The sequence below is a fragment of the Mycobacterium attenuatum genome, from assembly GCF_900566085.1.
GTDB lineage: Bacteria > Actinomycetota > Actinomycetes > Mycobacteriales > Mycobacteriaceae > Mycobacterium > Mycobacterium attenuatum.
This window is the reverse complement of record NZ_UPHT01000080.1, coordinates 1-16091: the sequence shown is the minus strand read 5'-3', so window position 1 is coordinate 16091 and position 16091 is coordinate 1. Positions and strand designations below refer to the sequence as shown.

Annotated in this window: 10 protein-coding genes and 3 pseudogenes; 9 read left to right on the top strand and 4 right to left on the bottom strand. The window is 64.9% G+C overall.

The genetic code is table 11. From position 1 onward, the window contains the following. Together EET13_RS13660 and EET13_RS13655 are read right to left on the bottom strand one after the other, a co-directional pair. Window positions 1-3034 (bottom strand): annotated as a pseudogene (locus EET13_RS13660) (condensation domain-containing protein); the annotation flags it as partial. 57 nt (window positions 3035-3091) lie between these two features. Beyond that, window positions 3092-3322 carry an MbtH family protein gene (locus EET13_RS13655; RefSeq protein ID WP_122442800.1) on the bottom strand — a complete coding sequence of 77 codons (231 nt, stop codon included), beginning with the start codon at window positions 3320-3322 and terminating at the stop codon, window positions 3092-3094. A gap of 555 nt (window positions 3323-3877) precedes the next feature. Here EET13_RS13655 and EET13_RS13650 point away from each other — a divergent pair. The 6 genes from EET13_RS13650 (at window position 3878) to EET13_RS13625 (ending at window position 13250) form a co-directional block, all read left to right on the top strand. Then, complete coding sequence (locus EET13_RS13650) at window positions 3878-4975, top strand: sensor domain-containing diguanylate cyclase (RefSeq protein WP_122442799.1); 1098 nt, start codon at window positions 3878-3880, stop codon at window positions 4973-4975. Between the two features lie 134 nt (window positions 4976-5109). Beyond that, on the top strand, window positions 5110-7611 hold the full coding sequence (locus EET13_RS13645; RefSeq protein WP_122442801.1) for a glycogen/starch/alpha-glucan phosphorylase: 2502 nt from the start codon (window positions 5110-5112) through the stop codon (window positions 7609-7611). A gap of 410 nt (window positions 7612-8021) precedes the next feature. Next, window positions 8022-9437 carry a wax ester/triacylglycerol synthase family O-acyltransferase gene (locus tag EET13_RS13640; RefSeq protein ID WP_122442798.1) on the top strand — a complete coding sequence of 472 codons (1416 nt, stop codon included), beginning with the start codon at window positions 8022-8024 and terminating at the stop codon, window positions 9435-9437. After that, the gene (locus EET13_RS13635) at window positions 9434-10861 is read left to right on the top strand and encodes a WS/DGAT/MGAT family O-acyltransferase (protein WP_122442797.1); all 1428 of its coding nucleotides are present in this window, start codon (window positions 9434-9436) and stop codon (window positions 10859-10861) included. Before EET13_RS13640 ends, EET13_RS13635 begins: the two co-directional genes overlap by 4 nt. 26 nt (window positions 10862-10887) lie before the next feature. Next, window positions 10888-12396, top strand: coding sequence for an acyl-CoA synthetase (locus EET13_RS13630; protein WP_122442796.1), 1509 nt, complete (start codon window positions 10888-10890; stop codon window positions 12394-12396). A gap of 182 nt (window positions 12397-12578) precedes the next feature. Further along, a complete protein-coding gene (locus tag EET13_RS13625; RefSeq protein WP_425293679.1) occupies window positions 12579-13250 on the top strand; it encodes a VldE C-terminal domain-containing protein in 672 nt (223 codons plus the stop codon). A 104-nt stretch (window positions 13251-13354) separates the two neighbouring features. Here the strand turns inward: EET13_RS13625 and EET13_RS13620 are convergent. Further along, a pseudogene (locus EET13_RS13620) lies at window positions 13355-13642 on the bottom strand (serine hydrolase domain-containing protein); the annotation flags it as partial. 64 nt (window positions 13643-13706) lie between these two features. Between EET13_RS13620 and EET13_RS31455 the strand changes: the two are divergent. After that, window positions 13707-13802, top strand: a pseudogene (locus EET13_RS31455) (hypothetical protein); the annotation flags it as partial. Here the strand turns inward: EET13_RS31455 and EET13_RS30355 are convergent. Further along, on the bottom strand, window positions 13786-14040 hold the full coding sequence (locus EET13_RS30355; RefSeq protein ID WP_168990778.1) for a hypothetical protein: 255 nt from the start codon (window positions 14038-14040) through the stop codon (window positions 13786-13788). The pseudogene EET13_RS31455 and the gene EET13_RS30355 sit on opposite strands and share 17 nt — an antisense overlap. A gap of 117 nt (window positions 14041-14157) precedes the next feature. On the opposite strand from EET13_RS30355, the gene EET13_RS13615 reads away from it, so the two are divergent. Both EET13_RS13615 and EET13_RS13610 read left to right on the top strand, forming a co-directional pair. Then, window positions 14158-14829: a Mu transposase domain-containing protein gene (locus EET13_RS13615; protein WP_342211458.1), complete on the top strand. Its 672-nt coding sequence runs from the start codon at window positions 14158-14160 to the stop codon at window positions 14827-14829. A 472-nt stretch (window positions 14830-15301) separates the two neighbouring features. Continuing rightward, the coding region (locus EET13_RS13610; protein ID WP_136623159.1) for a PE family protein at window positions 15302-16091 on the top strand (790 nt) is incomplete at its 3' end.

Sequence of the window (16091 nt, the reverse complement as noted above, 5' to 3'; positions counted from 1 at the left end):
CCCCCACACCAAAACCCGCCACATACAACTCCCCCACCACACCCACCGGCACCGGCCGCAACCACCCATCCAGCACCAACAACGCCGCCCCCGACACCGGCGACCCAATCGGCGGCACCCCCGAACCCACAACCAGCGGCCCGCTCTTCGACGCATACACCGTCGTCTCACTGGGACCATAAGCATTGACCATCACCCGACCCCGCGCCCACCGATCCACCACCTGCGCCGGACACGGCTCACCACCCATCAGCAGCGCCGCCGATTCCAACCCCTGCGGCGCCAACATGCCTACCGCGGAAGGGGTCTGAGTAAGCACGTTGACGTGTTCGGCCACCAGCAGAGCGTGAAATTCGGTCGGCGAGCCCGACACGGACTCCGGTATCACCACCAGCCGGCCCCCGTGTAGCAGCGCACCCCAGATCTCCCACACCGAGAAATCGAATGCATAGGAATGCCACTGTGACCAAACCTGTTCCGACGGCGGCGGCAGGCCGCCGTCCAGGGACATGATCAGCTGGGTAACGTTTCGGTGAGTGATGGCAACACCTTTGGGCGTGCCGGTGGTGCCCGAGGTGTAGATCAGGTAGGCGATGTCATCGGCGGCCGGCGCGGGCAGGGACGTGCCTGAATAATCCGCGATCCCGGGGTCGGCGAGGTCAATCACCACAAGGCCGTTCCTATCCAGCCATTCCGGGCGCCCGGCGCTGGTAATGACGGCCATCGCCGCAGCGTCGCTGACCATGAATGTCAACCGGGCTGCGGGCATCGCGGGATCCAGCGGCAGGTAGGCCGCTCCGGCCTTGAGCACTGCCAGGATCGCTATCACGGCCTGCGCGGAGCGCTCCATTAGCAGCGCCACATATGCACCCGCGCCGATGCCACGCTTAACCAGCAGGTGCGCCAACCGGTTTGCGGCATCGTCAACCTCACGATAGGTCCACGAGCGTTCCAGATGCGTCAGCGCCACCGCGTGCGGGCTCCGGGCCACCTGGGCGGCCCAGAGCACCGGAATCGACGTCGGGGACGCGGGCCGGGTCAGCGTGGCGAGGTTGGACCAGTCATCGAGAAGCGCATGTTCGGCCGCGTCGAGCAGATCTATCGACGAGAGCGACCGCCCCGGGTCGGTCGTGACCGCCTCCAGCACCGTTTCCAGCTGCCCGATCAGCGCCTCGACACTGGCCGCGTCGAACACATCGGTGCGGAATTCGACCGTCCCGCCGATCCCGGCGGGCGCACCGCTGCCGGTGACGCGTTCGGCCAGGAAAAAAGCGAGATCCATCCGGGCCGTGTGGCTTTCGATGGGTATGGGACTGGTCTGGAGGTCACCCAGGGCCAGTTGCGCGGTGGGGTCGTCGTATCGGAAGGCGAAGTTCTGCCAGGCCAGTATCACCTGGATCAGCGGATGGTGAGTCCGCGACCGGGGTGGGTTGAGCCGCTCCACCAGCGCCTCGAACGGCACGTCTTGGCGGTCGTAGGCGGCCAGGCTGCGCTGCCGCACCTGGGCGAGCAATTGGGTGAAGCTGGGATCCCCGGCCACGTCCACCCGCAGTATCAGGGTGTTGACGAAACATCCCACCAGCGCGTCCAGCGCGGGATCACCGCGACCTGCGATCGGGAAGCCGATCGCCACATCGGAGCTGGCGCTCAGCCGGGACAACAGCACCGCCAGCGCGGCCTGGACCACCATGAAACTGGTGGCGTTGTGGTCGCGGGCCACGTCGCGTATCCGCTGCTGCAATGAGGCCGGCCAGGTCACCGGCAGCGTGGCGCCGCGGTGATCGGCGACCGCGGGATAGGGCCGGTCGGTCGGAAGTTGCAGGCGATCGGGCATGCCGGCCAGCGCATCTTCCCAAAACCGCACCTGCGCGGCCAGCGGACTTGCCTGGTCGGCCAGATCGCCGAGATTTTCCCGCTGCCACACCGCGTAATCGGCGTACTGCACCGGCAATTCGGCCCAACCGGGGGTACGGCCCGCACGTCGGCTCATGTACGCCACACCCACATCGGCGGCCAGCACGCCGATCGACCAGCCGTCTCCGGCGATGTGGTGCACCACAATCACCAGTGCATGTTCCTGGTCGCCGACTCTGAAAAGCCTTGCTTTCAAAGGGATTTCGGTCTCCAGGTCAAAGGGGTAGTGAGTCGCGTCCACAATGGCCTCGGTCAGCCGGGCCGGCGGCCAGCCCGCTGCATCGATCAGCTCCCAGCCGAAATCGGCCTGTTCTGCAAGGAGAACCAGCTGCCGAGGTACCCCGTCGATTGCCGAAAACACCGTGCGCAGGCTTTCGTGGCGGCCCACCACGTCGGCCACGGCCGCATGGAGCGCGGCGACATCAAGGTGCCCGGTCAGCCGCAACGCCACCGCCCGGTTGTAGACCGGCGAGGAACCCTGCAGCTGGTCGATGAACCACAACCGGCGTTGCGCGAACGACAACGGAATCACCGCCGGCCGCTCAACAGCCGTCAACGGCCTCAGCCCACCCCGATCACCGCCGATGCGCGAGGCCAGCTCGGCGATGGTCGGCGCGTTGAACAGCGCACCCACCTTGAGATCGGCGTCCAAGGCCGCATTGACCGCGGCAATCGCGCGCATCGCCGACAGCGAGTCGCCACCCAGGTCGAAAAACGACTCGTTGACGCCAACCCGTTCCGGCGCTACCCCGAGAACCTGGACGAAGATGTCGACGAGCACCTTCTCGATCGCGCGGTAACTATCGCTGTCCTGGTATTCAGGAGCCGGCAGCGCCCGGCGGTCGACTTCGCCGTCGGCCGTCAGCGGCAACGCCCCCAGCACCACCACCGCAGCCGGCACCATGTACGACGGCAGCCGCTCCGCCAGCTCCGCGCGTGCCCCGGCCGGGTCCAGCGCGCCCGGGAACGATTCGGTGACATAACCGACCAGGCGCTGGTCACCGGGGTGCTCCTCACGGGCGATGACCACCGCCTGCTCGACGCCGGCCAGGTCGGCTAGTGCGGCCCGAATCTGACCCAACTCGATGCGATAACCGCGGATCTCGACCTGCCCATCGGCCGGCCTCCCACGCGGCTGCTCGTCCGGTTTCATCGGACCGTCGATCCCGAGCGGAATTTAGGAGTCAGAGCCGGCGTTGCGGGCGAGCCTGTCGCGCAGGCTCTTCGGTCGTATGTCGGTCCAGTTCTGTTCCACGTAATCGAGGCACTCCGCCCGGGACGCCTCACCGTAAACGACGCGCCATCCGGCCGGAATATCCGCGAACACCGGCCACAGGCTGTGCTGCTCCTCGTCGTTGACCAAAACGAAAAAGCTGCCATTGTCGTCGTCGAACGGATTGATACTCACTGGTTCTCCTCAGCGCCTGCACAAGGTCGGGTCAAGGGGCCAAACCGGCGAGCGCGGAACAGTCCATATTGCGAAATATCGGCTCCAGACCCCGACCGGCGACGTCAACTTAGCACCTTCCTTCAATCTGGTTCCTTCAATCTGGGCGATCTGCGCGGCTACCGATCCCAACATCGGACGACAGCGACGCCGTAGGCGCTTGCGCAGGTAGGAGGCCCCGCATCGGCGCAGTTGGACGCCTTGAGCGGCGTTCGCCAGGGTCGCGTTGCCCGGCCCGGATGCCCGCCGGTCGCGGCGCACCGATGGTGGCCTGTGCGCGAAGCTCGCCACTGACTTCCCGAGTTCGCCCGATCGCGGTGACCAAAGGCCACACCCACACTGACCGGCGGTCGCCGGGCTCCGGGATCCGGCGTTCGCTAAACGAGCGGAAGTTGCCGGTCAACCGGCCATTATCGGCGGATCCAGAACAACGTGTCGTCGACCGATGTAACGTACACGACGGCGTTGGGCGCCGCCTTTCGCCCAGATGCGGCCAGTTTTTGCACGGAGGTGTGCATGAACGCCCCGCATTTGCCCGTGCCCGCCGCTTCGTCATCGCCACCGCAATGTGCTCTTTTCGACTATGTCAGCGGTATGGAACGCCTCTTGCAGGCCGTCCAGGAACTGTCGTTGGCGCGCAGCTTGCCCGACATACAGCAAATTGTCCGGTCGTCGGCGCGGGAACTTCTCGGTTGTGACGGTGCCACGTTCGTGCTGCGCGAGCAGGACACGTGTTATTACGCCGAAGAAGACGCCATCGCTCCGCTGTGGAAGGGCAGCCGATTCCCGGTCGAAGCCTGTATCAGCGGCTGGGCGATGCTCAACCGAGCCGCGGCAGTGGTCCCGGATATCTACGGCGACCCCCGCATTCCGCACACCATCTACCGCCCCACGTTCGTCAAGAGCCTGGTGATAGTTCCGATCCGCAAGCTCGATCCGATCGGTGCGATCGGCAACTACTGGGCACAGCTGCACCGGCCTACCGAGCAAGAGGTCTGCCTGCTTCAAGCTCTGGCCGACTCGACCTCTATCGCGATGGAGAACGTCCAGGTCTACGCCGAAATGGAACGGCGTGTACGCGACCGCACCGCGGCGCTGGAAAAGGGCCATGAGGAGATCCGCCGCCTGTCGGTGACCGACGAACTGACCGGGCTCAACAACCGCCGCGGTTTCTATCTGCTGGCCGATGCGGCGCTGGGCGCGGCGCGCCGCCAGGGTCGCGATTGCATACTCGCGTTCCTAGACGTCGACGGACTCAAACGGGTCAACGATCAACTGGGCCACGATGTGGGCGACACACTGATCGCCGACGTGGCCCGGGTGCTGCGCTGCGCACTGCCCGAGTCGGCCATCCTCGCCCGCATGGGCGGCGACGAATTCTGCGCCCTGGTCACTGATGTCGACTGTGATTCCGCGACGCTCAAGACGCTGCTGGTAGCGGGATTTCGACATTTCAACGAGGCCAGCCACCGGTCCTATCGCGTTTCTGCCAGCATCGGCGTGGTGTCGGCGCGCGCGGCCGACGTCAGCACCGTCGACGAATTACTCGCTCAGGCAGACGAATTGATGTATGCGGAAAAGAAAGCCAGCCCCAGTTCGCGGCTCGCCGACTGACGCCTGATCTGATCGCGGGCCACCAACCGTCGGCCCATCCGCAGTGCCATACTCGCATGCACCACGACAGCTGGAATACCAATGAGGGAAGCCCCAACATGACCCACGCCGATCAGCCTGCTGCCCAATCGTCGATGACAGCATCGGCTGCCGGCGCAGCACCCTCCAGCGTCGAGGATGTCCGTACCGGCATGAGTTCCCACGCGCTGCTCCAGGCGATCGAGGACCACCTGCGCTACTCCCTCGGCCGCCCGGCCGCCTTCCTGCAGCCCAAGCACTACTACCGTGCCCTGGCGCTGGCCGTGCGCGACCGGATGCAGCAGCGGTGGATCGAAACCACCCAGACCTACCTCGACCTGTCCCGCAAGGTGGCCTGCTATCTGTCGGCGGAGTTCCTGCTCGGCCCGCACCTGGGCAACAACCTGCTCAACCTGCAGCTCGAGGACCAAGCCCGGACGGCCTTGGCCGCACTGGGCCAAGACCTCGACGAGGTGCTGGCCTGCGAGGAGGAACCGGGCCTGGGCAACGGCGGACTGGGCCGGTTAGCGGCCTGCTACCTGGACTCGCTGGCCACGCTGGAGCGTCCAGCCATCGGTTATGGCATCCGCTACGAATTCGGAATCTTCGACCAGGAAATCCACGACGGCTGGCAGGTGGAGAAGACCGACAACTGGCTGGCCGACGGCAATCCGTGGGAGATCGCCAAACCCGAACTGAGCTATCAGGTCGGCTGGGGCGGACACACCGAGGCCTACACCGACGAGCGCGGCAGGCACCGGGTGCGCTGGGTCCCGCAGCGCGCGGCCAAGGGCGTCTACTACGGCACGCCCATTCAGGGCTATGGCGTCAACACCTGCAACACCCTCACGCTATGGAGCGCCCGCGCCATCCAGTCGCTTGCCCTGGACGCCTTTAACGCCGGCGACTACTACCGCGCCGTGGATGACCAGGTGGTCTCTGAAACCCTCACCAAAGTGCTCTACCCCAATGATCAGCCGGAACTAGGCAAGCAACTGCGGCTGGCCCAGCAGCACTTCTTCGTGTCCTGCTCGCTGCAGGACATGCTGCATCTGCTCGAAGACTTCGCCGGCCTGCCGGTCCGGGAGCTCTCGAACCGGGTCGCGATACAACTCAACGACACCCACCCCTCGATCGCCGTCGCCGAGTTGATGCGCCTGCTCGTCGATGAACGTGATCTCGACTGGGACGAGGCATGGCAGATCACCGTGGCATCGTTGGCCTACACCAACCACACCCTGCTGCCCGAGGCCCTCGAAACCTGGCCGCTGTCAATGTTTCAGCGATTCCTGCCGCGGCACCTGGAAATCATCTATGAGATCAACCGCCGCTTCCTCGACGAGGTGCGCGCACGGTTCCCCGGTGACGAGGACCGCGTCCGGCGGATGTCGCTGATCGACGAGGGCGGCGAACGGCGGATTCGCATGGCGCACCTGGCGACCGTTGGCAGCCATGCCGTCAACGGTGTCGCGGCGCTACACTCCGAGCTTCTGAAAACCACTGTGCTCAAAGACTTCTACGAGATGTGGCCGGAGCGGTTTAGCAACAAGACCAACGGGGTGACCCCGCGCCGCTTCGTCGCCCTTGCCAATTCAGGCCTGCGCCGGTTGCTCGACGAGACGCTCGGGGAAGGGTGGTTGCGCGATCTCGACCGGTTGCGCGAGCTGGCCCCGCTGGCGGATGATCCCGCGCTGCAGCAGCGATGGCGGGCCGTCAAGCGGGAGAACAAGGCGCGGCTGTCGGACTACGTGCGGTCCACCACCGGTATCGCGCTGGACCCGGACTGGCTCTTCGACATCCAGGTCAAGCGCATCCACGAATACAAGCGTCAGCATCTCAACCTGCTGCATATCGTCACCGCCTACCACCGGCTCAAGCAACGTCCGGATCTAGAAATGGCGCCGCGCGCATACATTTTCGGCGGCAAGGCGGCACCCGGTTACACCATGGCCAAACTCATGATCAAGCTGGTCAACTCCGTCGCGGAAACCGTCAACGCCGATCCTGACGTCAACGGCCGCATGAAAGTAGCCTTCATTCCAAACTTCAACGTCCAGAACGCGCAGGTGATCTATCCCGCGGCAGATCTGTCCGAGCAGGTCTCGACGGCCGGCAAAGAGGCGTCGGGCACCGGGAACATGAAATTCATGATGAACGGGGCGCTGACCATCGGCACGCTCGACGGCGCCAACGTCGAGATCCGCGAGCAGGTCGGTGCGGAGAACTTCTTTCTCTTCGGGCTGACGGTCCAAGAGGTGCAACGCGTGCTGCACGACGGCTATCGACCCGGTGACTATATCCGCGAAAACGAGGAGCTGGCAGCGGTTCTCGGTCTGATCGCCGGCGGCCGGTTCTCCCGCGGCGACAGCGCGGTGTTTGCGCCACTGATCGCCAACCTGACCGACCACGATCCGTTCCTGGTCATCGCCGACTATGCCGATTACGTGCGCGCCCAGCAGGAGGTCGATGCCACCTGGCGCGACACCGAGGCCTGGACGCGTAAGTCGATCCTCAACTCCGCGCACAGCGGCAAGTTCTCCTCGGACCGGGCCATCGCCGAGTACTGCGACGACGTCTGGAACATCACGCCGGTGCCCATCGGATCCCCGACGGACTAATCGGAATACAACGCGGGGTCGCTCGCGGCGATCGCCCCGCCGTCGTCAAATGTCAAAGACTTGTCCTTCATGGTCAAGACGCCGGCGCAGCCGAAACGCCACAGTGGGGTCGGCGGTGAGCTAACGCCGCCCCCGCAATCACGGTGCAAAGCTGCGGGCGTCGAATAGACCGGGAGAAATACCCATGAGCCGCAATGCCGATGACTCTCAGCCAGTTTCTTATCTGCGCGTCGGGCACGCCCGCCTCAAGGAACCATTACCGCCGAGCTTGATGAATTCTCCGAATTTCGATGACCACGTGCAGTACCGTGCACCGATGGCTTCGGCGTCACCAACCAGGTACCCGACGCCAGACTTGGCGGCGGGTTTTAGCGCCGCCGATTATCGCACTCGGCCCTAGCTGAGAGGCAATGATGAAACGACTCAACGGTGTCGACTCAATCATGTTGGGTATGGAGACGTCGAAGGCCTACATGCACACGTTCAAGGTGGCGATCATCGATCCGTCCACCGATCCGCAGGGTTGGTCTTTCAAGAGGTTTTACGAAGAATCGGAGCGCCGGATACACCTGGTACCGCCGCTGCGGTGGAAGTACCTCGACTCGCCGCTGGGCCTGAATCACCCCTATTGGGTGGAGGATCCGGACTTCAACCTGCACTACCACATTCGTCGCGTGGCCTGCCCGCCGCCCGCAGACCACAAGAGCCTGTGCGAATTCATGGCGGCGATCTATTCCTATCAACTTGACCGCAATCGGCCGTTGTGGATGACGTGGGTCGTCGAGGGACTGGCGGACGGCAAGGTCGCGCTTGTCATGCTGGTGCACCACGCCTACGTCGACGGCGTGGGTGCTTCCTGGCTGATGCAGCGGTTCTATCAGCCACAGCCGGGCGTCAAAGCCGCAGATCCCCCGCCCTATGACCCGCCGCCGCTGCCGTCCTGGCCGACCCGACTGGGCCGGGCGTTACACGACTGGCCCGAGGTCACCATCGGCAACATGCCCAAGGTGGCCACCGGGCTATGGCACAGATTCATGCTGGACCGCAAGCGCAAGTCGGCCGGCCTGCCGCCCCACCCGTCTGCCGGACAGATGCGGCAAACCCCGATCAACGTCACCCTCAGTGCCGGCCGCACCTTTGTCTGCGACAGCATCCCGCTCGAGCGCTTCACCACCGTGAGCAAGGCGCTCGGCGTCACCATCAACGACGTGTTCACCAACTGCGTGGCCGGTGCGGTGCGACGGCTGCTGACCGACCTGAACTACGACCCCGACGCCCACCCGCTGATCGGTGCTACCCCGTTCGCCGGCGAGCGGCCCGAGGGCAGGCAGGGTTGGGGCAACTTCGCGACCCAGGACTTCTGCTGGTTGCGCAGCGACATCGCCGACCCGCTGCAACGCCTGCACGCCAGCCACGAGGCGAACGTGCAGATGAAGGAGCACATCAAGGAGGTCAAGGAAGCCGGCGCCGACATCAGCTCGGTGATGCAGGTGGTCCCGCCCTGGGCCATCGGGCTCATCCGTAGGGCGATCCACCGCCGAGGCGGCAGCTTCGGCCTGTTCGGCAACGTGGTGCTGTCCAACGTGCCCGGACCCAAAGACGCTCTCTACCTTGATAATTGGAAGCTAGCCAACTGGTATTCCACCGGTCAGATCGCCGACGGCACCGCACTCAACATCACCATGTGGAGTTACTGCGGCCAGGCCAACATCTGCATGCTGGCCGACCGCGAGGTGCTCGGCGACGGCTGGCGGCTATTCGACTACTTCGTCGACGAACTGAACGCCCTCGCGGCCCTCGTGAATACCCAGGAGCTCGCGCGATGACCCGGATAAACCCCACCGATCTGTCATTTCTGTTACTGGAGCGATCCAACCGGCCATTTCACATGGCGGCCTTCATCATCTTTCAGAAACCCAAAGGCCAGCACTCCACTTTCGGCCCGCGCCTGTTCGACGCCTATCGCCAAAGCCGGCCGGTCAAGCCGTTTAATTACAAGCTCACCTGGCTGGGCAAAAACGTCGCGGCGTGGGAAACCGTTGAGCCGGACATGTGCTATCACCTCCGGCACATCGCGATACCGGGTCCCGGTTCCATGCAGCAGTTCTACGAAACGGTTTCCTTTCTGAACACCGGCCTGCTGGACCGGGGGCATCCGCTGTGGGAGTGCTACATCATCGACGGCATCGAAAACGGCCGCCTCGCCGTCATGCTGAAAGTGCATCACGCACTGCTCGACGGGGAAAGCGGGCTGCGGGTCTTGCGCAACTTCCTCAGCGATTCACCTCGCGACAAGACGCTGGCCGCTCCGTGGATCGCCGTTGCTGGCGCCGACAAACCACGCCGCCCGCCTTCGAGGGCGTCGCAAATTCAGCGAGTGCAAGCGATGCTGAAGGGACTGGCCAAGCTGCCCGGGGATCTCCTCGGAGTGGGCGGTGACGTGCTGGATCTCGGTGTGCAATCGCTGAATCTTAAGCCGCGCAAGGCATCTGTGCCGTTCACCGCACGACGCACCCTGTTCAACAACACGGCGAAATCGGGCGCGCGCGCCTACGCCAACATGGAACTACCACTCGCCGACGTCAAGGCGGTGGCCAAGGCGACCGGCACGTCGGTCAACGACGTCGTTATGACCGCCATCGATGATGCGCTACACCACTACCTGCGTGAGCACCGGGCTGCCACCGACCGGCCCCTAGTGGCGTTCATGCCCATGTCGCTGCGGGCCGAGTCAGGCGAGGCGGGCGGTAACCAAGTCAGCGCCGAACTCATCCCCATGGGTCAGCCCGACGTAGACCTGCGCGAACGGCTCAGACAGATCAACCGCGCGACATGCGATGCGAAGGCCAAAGGCCGTGGCATGCAAACGACAACGCGCCAGGCCTATGTGCTGCTGTTGGCGGGCTGCCTGGCCGCATCCGACACGTCGCCATGGTTCGACAAGGTGCCCAGCGCCAACGTCGTGATATCGAACATGAAAGGGCCGTCCGGGCAACTGTATTTGGCCGGTGCGCCGGCGGTCGCCTTCCACGGCCTGCCGATCCTGCCGCCCGGCGCCGGACTCAACGTCACCTTCGCCAGCGTCAACACTGACATCTGCCTGGCCATAGGCGCGGCGCCGGAAGCGGTGCACGAGCCCTACCGCCTTGCCCAACTCATCGAAGCAGCCTTCCAGCAACTCCAAACCGACACCGGCACAACGGCCCACGGATCTCCGTCACCCGTCCCGGCGGGCGTTGCCGGGACCTGACGACGCACCCCCACTAGGGAGACACCATGAAGAACATCGGCGCCATGCTCAGGCAACGTGCGATCGTTTCTCCGCAACTCGAGGCCTATGTCGAGCCGTCGGCGGACCTGCGGATGGACTACACACAGATGAACGCGCTGGCCAACCGGTGCGCCGAGGTGCTGACCTCGCTCGGGGTCGGCAAGGGTGACCGGGTGGCCTTGTTGATGCCCAACAGCGTCGAGTTCTGCTGCCTGTTCTACGGCGCGGCCAAAATCGGCGCCGTCGCGGTACCACTCAACACTCGACTGGCGGCACCTGAATTGGAGTTCATTCTGTCCGACAGCGGCAGCACGGTCTTGTTCTACGGCGACGCGTTCACGACGGTGGTCGAAGCGATCAAGGAGGGCACCACCCATCCCTGCACCGTCATCGATTGGGTGCCGGCGATGGGCGCAGGTGGCTCGCTGGCCAAACGCCTTGCGGCCGTTGACGATAGCGAACCGGCCTGCGAGTGCGGTGGATCCGACAACTTGTTCCTCATGTACACGTCGGGTACCACCGGGCATCCGAAAGGGGTGGTGCACACCCATGACTCGGTGTTCACGGCGGCCAGTTCGTGGGCGCTGACGGCCGACGTGCGCTACCGGGACCGTGTCCTACTGCCGCTGCCGATGTTCCACGTGGCGGCGCTGACCACGGTGATCTTTTGCGCCATGCGTGGAGTCAGCCTGATCTCGATGCCGCAGTTCGATCCGGTCAAGGCGTGGTCGATGATCGTCGAGGAACGAATCACCATCGGCGGCGCCGTGCCGGCGATCCTGAACTTCATGCGCCAGCTGCCCGAGTTCGCCGAACTGGACTCGCCCCACTTTCGCTACTTCATCACCGGCGGCGCGCCCATGCCCGAGGCCCTGATCAAGATGTATGCCGCCAAGAACATGCAAGTGGTACAGGGCTATGCCCTCACCGAATCATGCGGCAGCGGCGCACTGCTGCTCGGCGACGACGCCCTGCGCAAGGTCGGTTCGGCGGGACGCGCCACCATGTTCGCCGATATTCGGGTGCGCACCGATGACGGCGTGATCAGCGAACGCGGCGAAGGCGAGGTCGTGATCAAGTCCGACTTCCTGCTCAAGGAATACTGGAACCGCCCGGACGCCACGCGAGACGCTTTCGACGACGGCTGGTTCCGCACCGGCGATATCGGCGAAATCGACGGCGACGGTTACCTGTACATCAAGGATCGCCTAAAAGACATGATTATTTCCGGGGGCGAGAACATCTACCCGGCGGAGATCGAAAGCGTCGTGATCGGTATCCCCGGGGTCAGCGAGGTGGCGGTCATCGGCGTGGCCAACGAGAAGTGGGGCGAAATCGCCTGCGCCATCGTCGTCGCCGACCCTAGCCAGGTCAGCGAGCAACACATCGTCGAGTTCTGCGGCACCCGGCTGGCACGCTACAAGGTGCCCAAGAAGGTGATCTTCGCCGAGACCATACCCCGCAATCCATCGGGCAAGATTCTCAAGCGAGAGCTTCGAGAAAAGTACGCCTGACACCGGAACTCGCGGCCGGTGGACTTCGCGACCGGTGGGCGTTGTGACCATCTCCACGATCTGTGGGTCCCGCTGCGCAGGGTTGTGGCCAATACCGGCGACGGCTGCACTTGACCGAAGTAGGCAACGAACAAATAACAAAGCTTGCTTGATATGCCGTCCACGCCACTAGAGTGCTGTTCGTGGGCACCGCCGTGTTGGCCAACGGCCGGGGCCGCTGGTTGGCAATCGCGGCCTCGCTCGTCGTCTCTGCCGCGATGATCTATGCCCAAAAGACAGAGCATCTCTGCTGCGCGCAGACCCCGGCCGCACCTGCGACCGGTAGTGCCGTAGCCGCACCGCTCAGCCCGCCGCCCACCGCCAGTCCCGCCGAGGCGCAGATGCTGGCCGCAAGCGCGCCCGTCGCTGCCCAGGACTTCCAGCTGGCCTTACCGGCCGGTGTCGCGTCGGAGCAGGGGCTGCAGGTCAAGACCATCTGGGCGGCCCGTGCCATCAGCGTGCTGTTTCCTCAGATCACCACCATCTACGGGTACCGCCAGGATCCCTTGAAGTGGCATCCCAATGGGTTGGCGATCGACGTGATGATTCCCAACCACGATGCTCCCGCAGGGATCGAGCTCGGCAACCAAATCGCCGGGTATGCACTGGCGAACGCGAAACGCTGGGGCGTGCTGCACGTGATCTGGCGGCAGAAGATCTATCCGGGCATTGGCGCCCCGAGCTGGACGGCGGACTACGGTTCGGAAACGCTCAATCATTACGACCACGTGCATATCGCCACCGACGGCGGCGGATATCCCTCCGGGCAGGAAACCTATTTCATCGGTTCCATGCGGCCCATGCCGCCCCGGTGAGTTGTTTCCGTACTGTGGCGCCGACCGAGTTCGCGCACCGGGCCACGGCCTGATGCGCAAGGCTCGCCGTCCAGCGGCAGCGCACGTGCGAATTAGCTTGTGATTTAAGCTAATTCGCATGCCACCGCATCGAATGCGTGCAGCGTGTCCAGCTGTACCTGCGGGTCCTGAGAATCGGGCTGGCTGGACAACTTGGCGGCGACCAGCTGGGCACGGCGGTTGACGTAGATCATCTGACCACACATGCCCAGGCATAACACGACGTTGCTGCCCGGGTAGGGGCACCACACTTGGTTGCGGTACATGCCGCCGGGCATCGGGTTGTCCCCGGGGCTGGCGGCGAATGCCTGACGCGAGTCGGGACCACCACTGAGCGTGTCGGCGACCCACGCCCGGCTCGGGTCGCTGTTCCTGCGCGACGGTGTCTCGTTGACCGGCCAGCAGGTGGTGCCGGCGTGCGACGCCACCATCGCCTTGGACGCGCCCGGCGACGCGGGCGGCACCGGCATATTTGACGGCGGTATCAGCGCCTGTCTTAGCGACCTGATCCGCGGAGCCGGTCGGCGTGGCTGGGCAGATAGTACTTGTGTCGGACGTGAATGACGATGCCAGCGGTGAAGGGCTTGTTCTCGCCGGAGCGGTGTCCTTCGGCGTTCAGCGCTTCGGCGACCTCGGCGTCGGTGTGGGTGTCTAGGAGCCGGTCAAATGCTTTGACGGTGTCGGGGCGGGTTTGGCGGGCCTGCCAGGATGTGGGTGGTATCGCGACGGGCGAGGCTGCGGGTCTGGCCACCGCGCAGACGCACGTGCACGTGAACCGCCAGAAACACGAACTCCCGCCCGGACCACGGATGAAACGGATGCCTCACGCGGACAGTTCGCTGATCACCTACCGGATCAAGCGCAGTTGATGACGCAGGACAAACCTCGAGTGGAACGGGCGGTGCAATATGTGCGCCGAAACTTCTGGGACGGTGAAACATTCACCAATCTGGAGCAGGCGCAGCAGGCTGTGACCCGGTGGTGTCTGGGCCCGGCCGGCACCCGCATCCACGGCACCACGTGTGCCCGGCCGCTGGAGGTGTTCACCACCGCCGAACAGGGACTGCCGCTCGCGGCGCCCGGGGTGTATGACGTGCCGGTGTTCAAGAAGGCCAAAGTGCACCGCGATTTCCACGCCGAGGTCGCCAAGGCCCTGTATTCGCTTCCCCAGCAATGGATCGGGCACTACTTCGATGTCCGCGCCGACAGTGAGCTGGTTAAGTTCTATCACCGCGGCAACCTGGTGAAAGTCCATCCCCGCCGACCCGTCGGTGGACGCAGCACCGATCGTGCCGACCTGCCCGCACAAAAGGCCGATTACGCGCTGCGAGATGTGACCCGGTTGATCGCCGCCTGCACCGCGGCCGGCCCCAATATCGGTATCTACGCACAACGGATTTATGAGCAACCGCTAGCCGCCGAGGCTTTCTGGCCACGCTCGTCCTTAGATCCGCGCTACGCTCCCAGCCCAACACCCGGTCCTGCGGTAACCAACCCGTGCATACCAGCCTTGACCACGCGTCGCGAAACGACACGCTGACCTCGATCCCGATCCCCCCACGGTCCGCCCCAATTACCTTGTCCCCTATAGCTGCAACACGATGACGTCGCCCTCGCCACCGCCAAAGCCAAGCCCCTTCGGGGCGGGGCCTTTGCGGCCCCAGCCTTGACCTCGGCTCCATGCGACGTCCACAACAGCAGCTACGGGGGAACAGAAAATCCCTGCCCTGCAATCGATATCAGGGGTCAATTCGCCGTATCCCCTTGACAATCCGTCCCTACATATCAGCTTAGCGCTTAGCCGCACACCCGCCGTCCAGACGGCCAGATCCTTGCCGCGGGGCAATCCCGATGAGCTGCCAACTGGCCGCCTACCCACGAAATTGAAATCGGCGCGATTTCAAATAATTTCCAACTAGCTTGCTACCAGCCGCGATACGGTGCTTCTTGCCGACCACATCAATGACGATCGGGCGCCAAGCAGGTCGTCGCGGGCTGCCAGGAGATCTGAAATGTCGTTCGTGTTTTCGCTACCTGAGGCCCTACATACAGCGGCTACCGATTTGGCCAGCCTGGACTCCACACTCGCCGCGGCCAACGCCGCCGCGGCGGCCCAGACGACGGGTCTGCTGGCTGCAGCCGAGGATGAGATATCGGCGGCCATCGCCGCGCTGTTCTCCGGCCACGGCCGGGCGTACCAGGCGCTCAGCGCGCAGGCGGCGACCTTCCACGATCAGTTCGTGCAGGCACTGGCCGCCAGCGCGGGAGCCTATGCCGGCGCTGAGGCCGCCAATGCTTCGCCACTGCAGCAGCTGCTTAACACGATCAACGCGCCGGTCCAAGCCTTGACTGGGCGCCCGCTGATCGGCAACGGCGCCAACGGCACACCCGGGACCGGACAAAACGGCGCCCCCGGTGGTTGGTTGCTCGGCGACGGCGGCGCTGGCGGGTCCGGCGGACCGGGCCAAAACGGCGGGGCGGGCGGCGCAGCCGGCTTGTTGGGCACCGGTGGCGCTGGTGGCGCGGGCGGCAGATCCTCGACCGGCAACGCAGGTAACGGAGGCGCCGGCGGCGCCGGCGGGTGGCTGTTGGGCAACGGCGGGGTCGGCGGTAGCGGCGGAGCCGCGCCAGGCGCCACCGGAAACGGCGGTTCCGGCGGGATAGGCGGCGCAGGTGGGCTGTTGGGTGCGGGCGGCAACGGTGGCGCCGGCGGCGCCTCCACTATGGGTATCGGCGGGGTCGGCGGCGCGGGAGGCTCCGGCGGGGCGCTTGCCGGGCTGGTAGGAGCGGGCGGCGGTAACG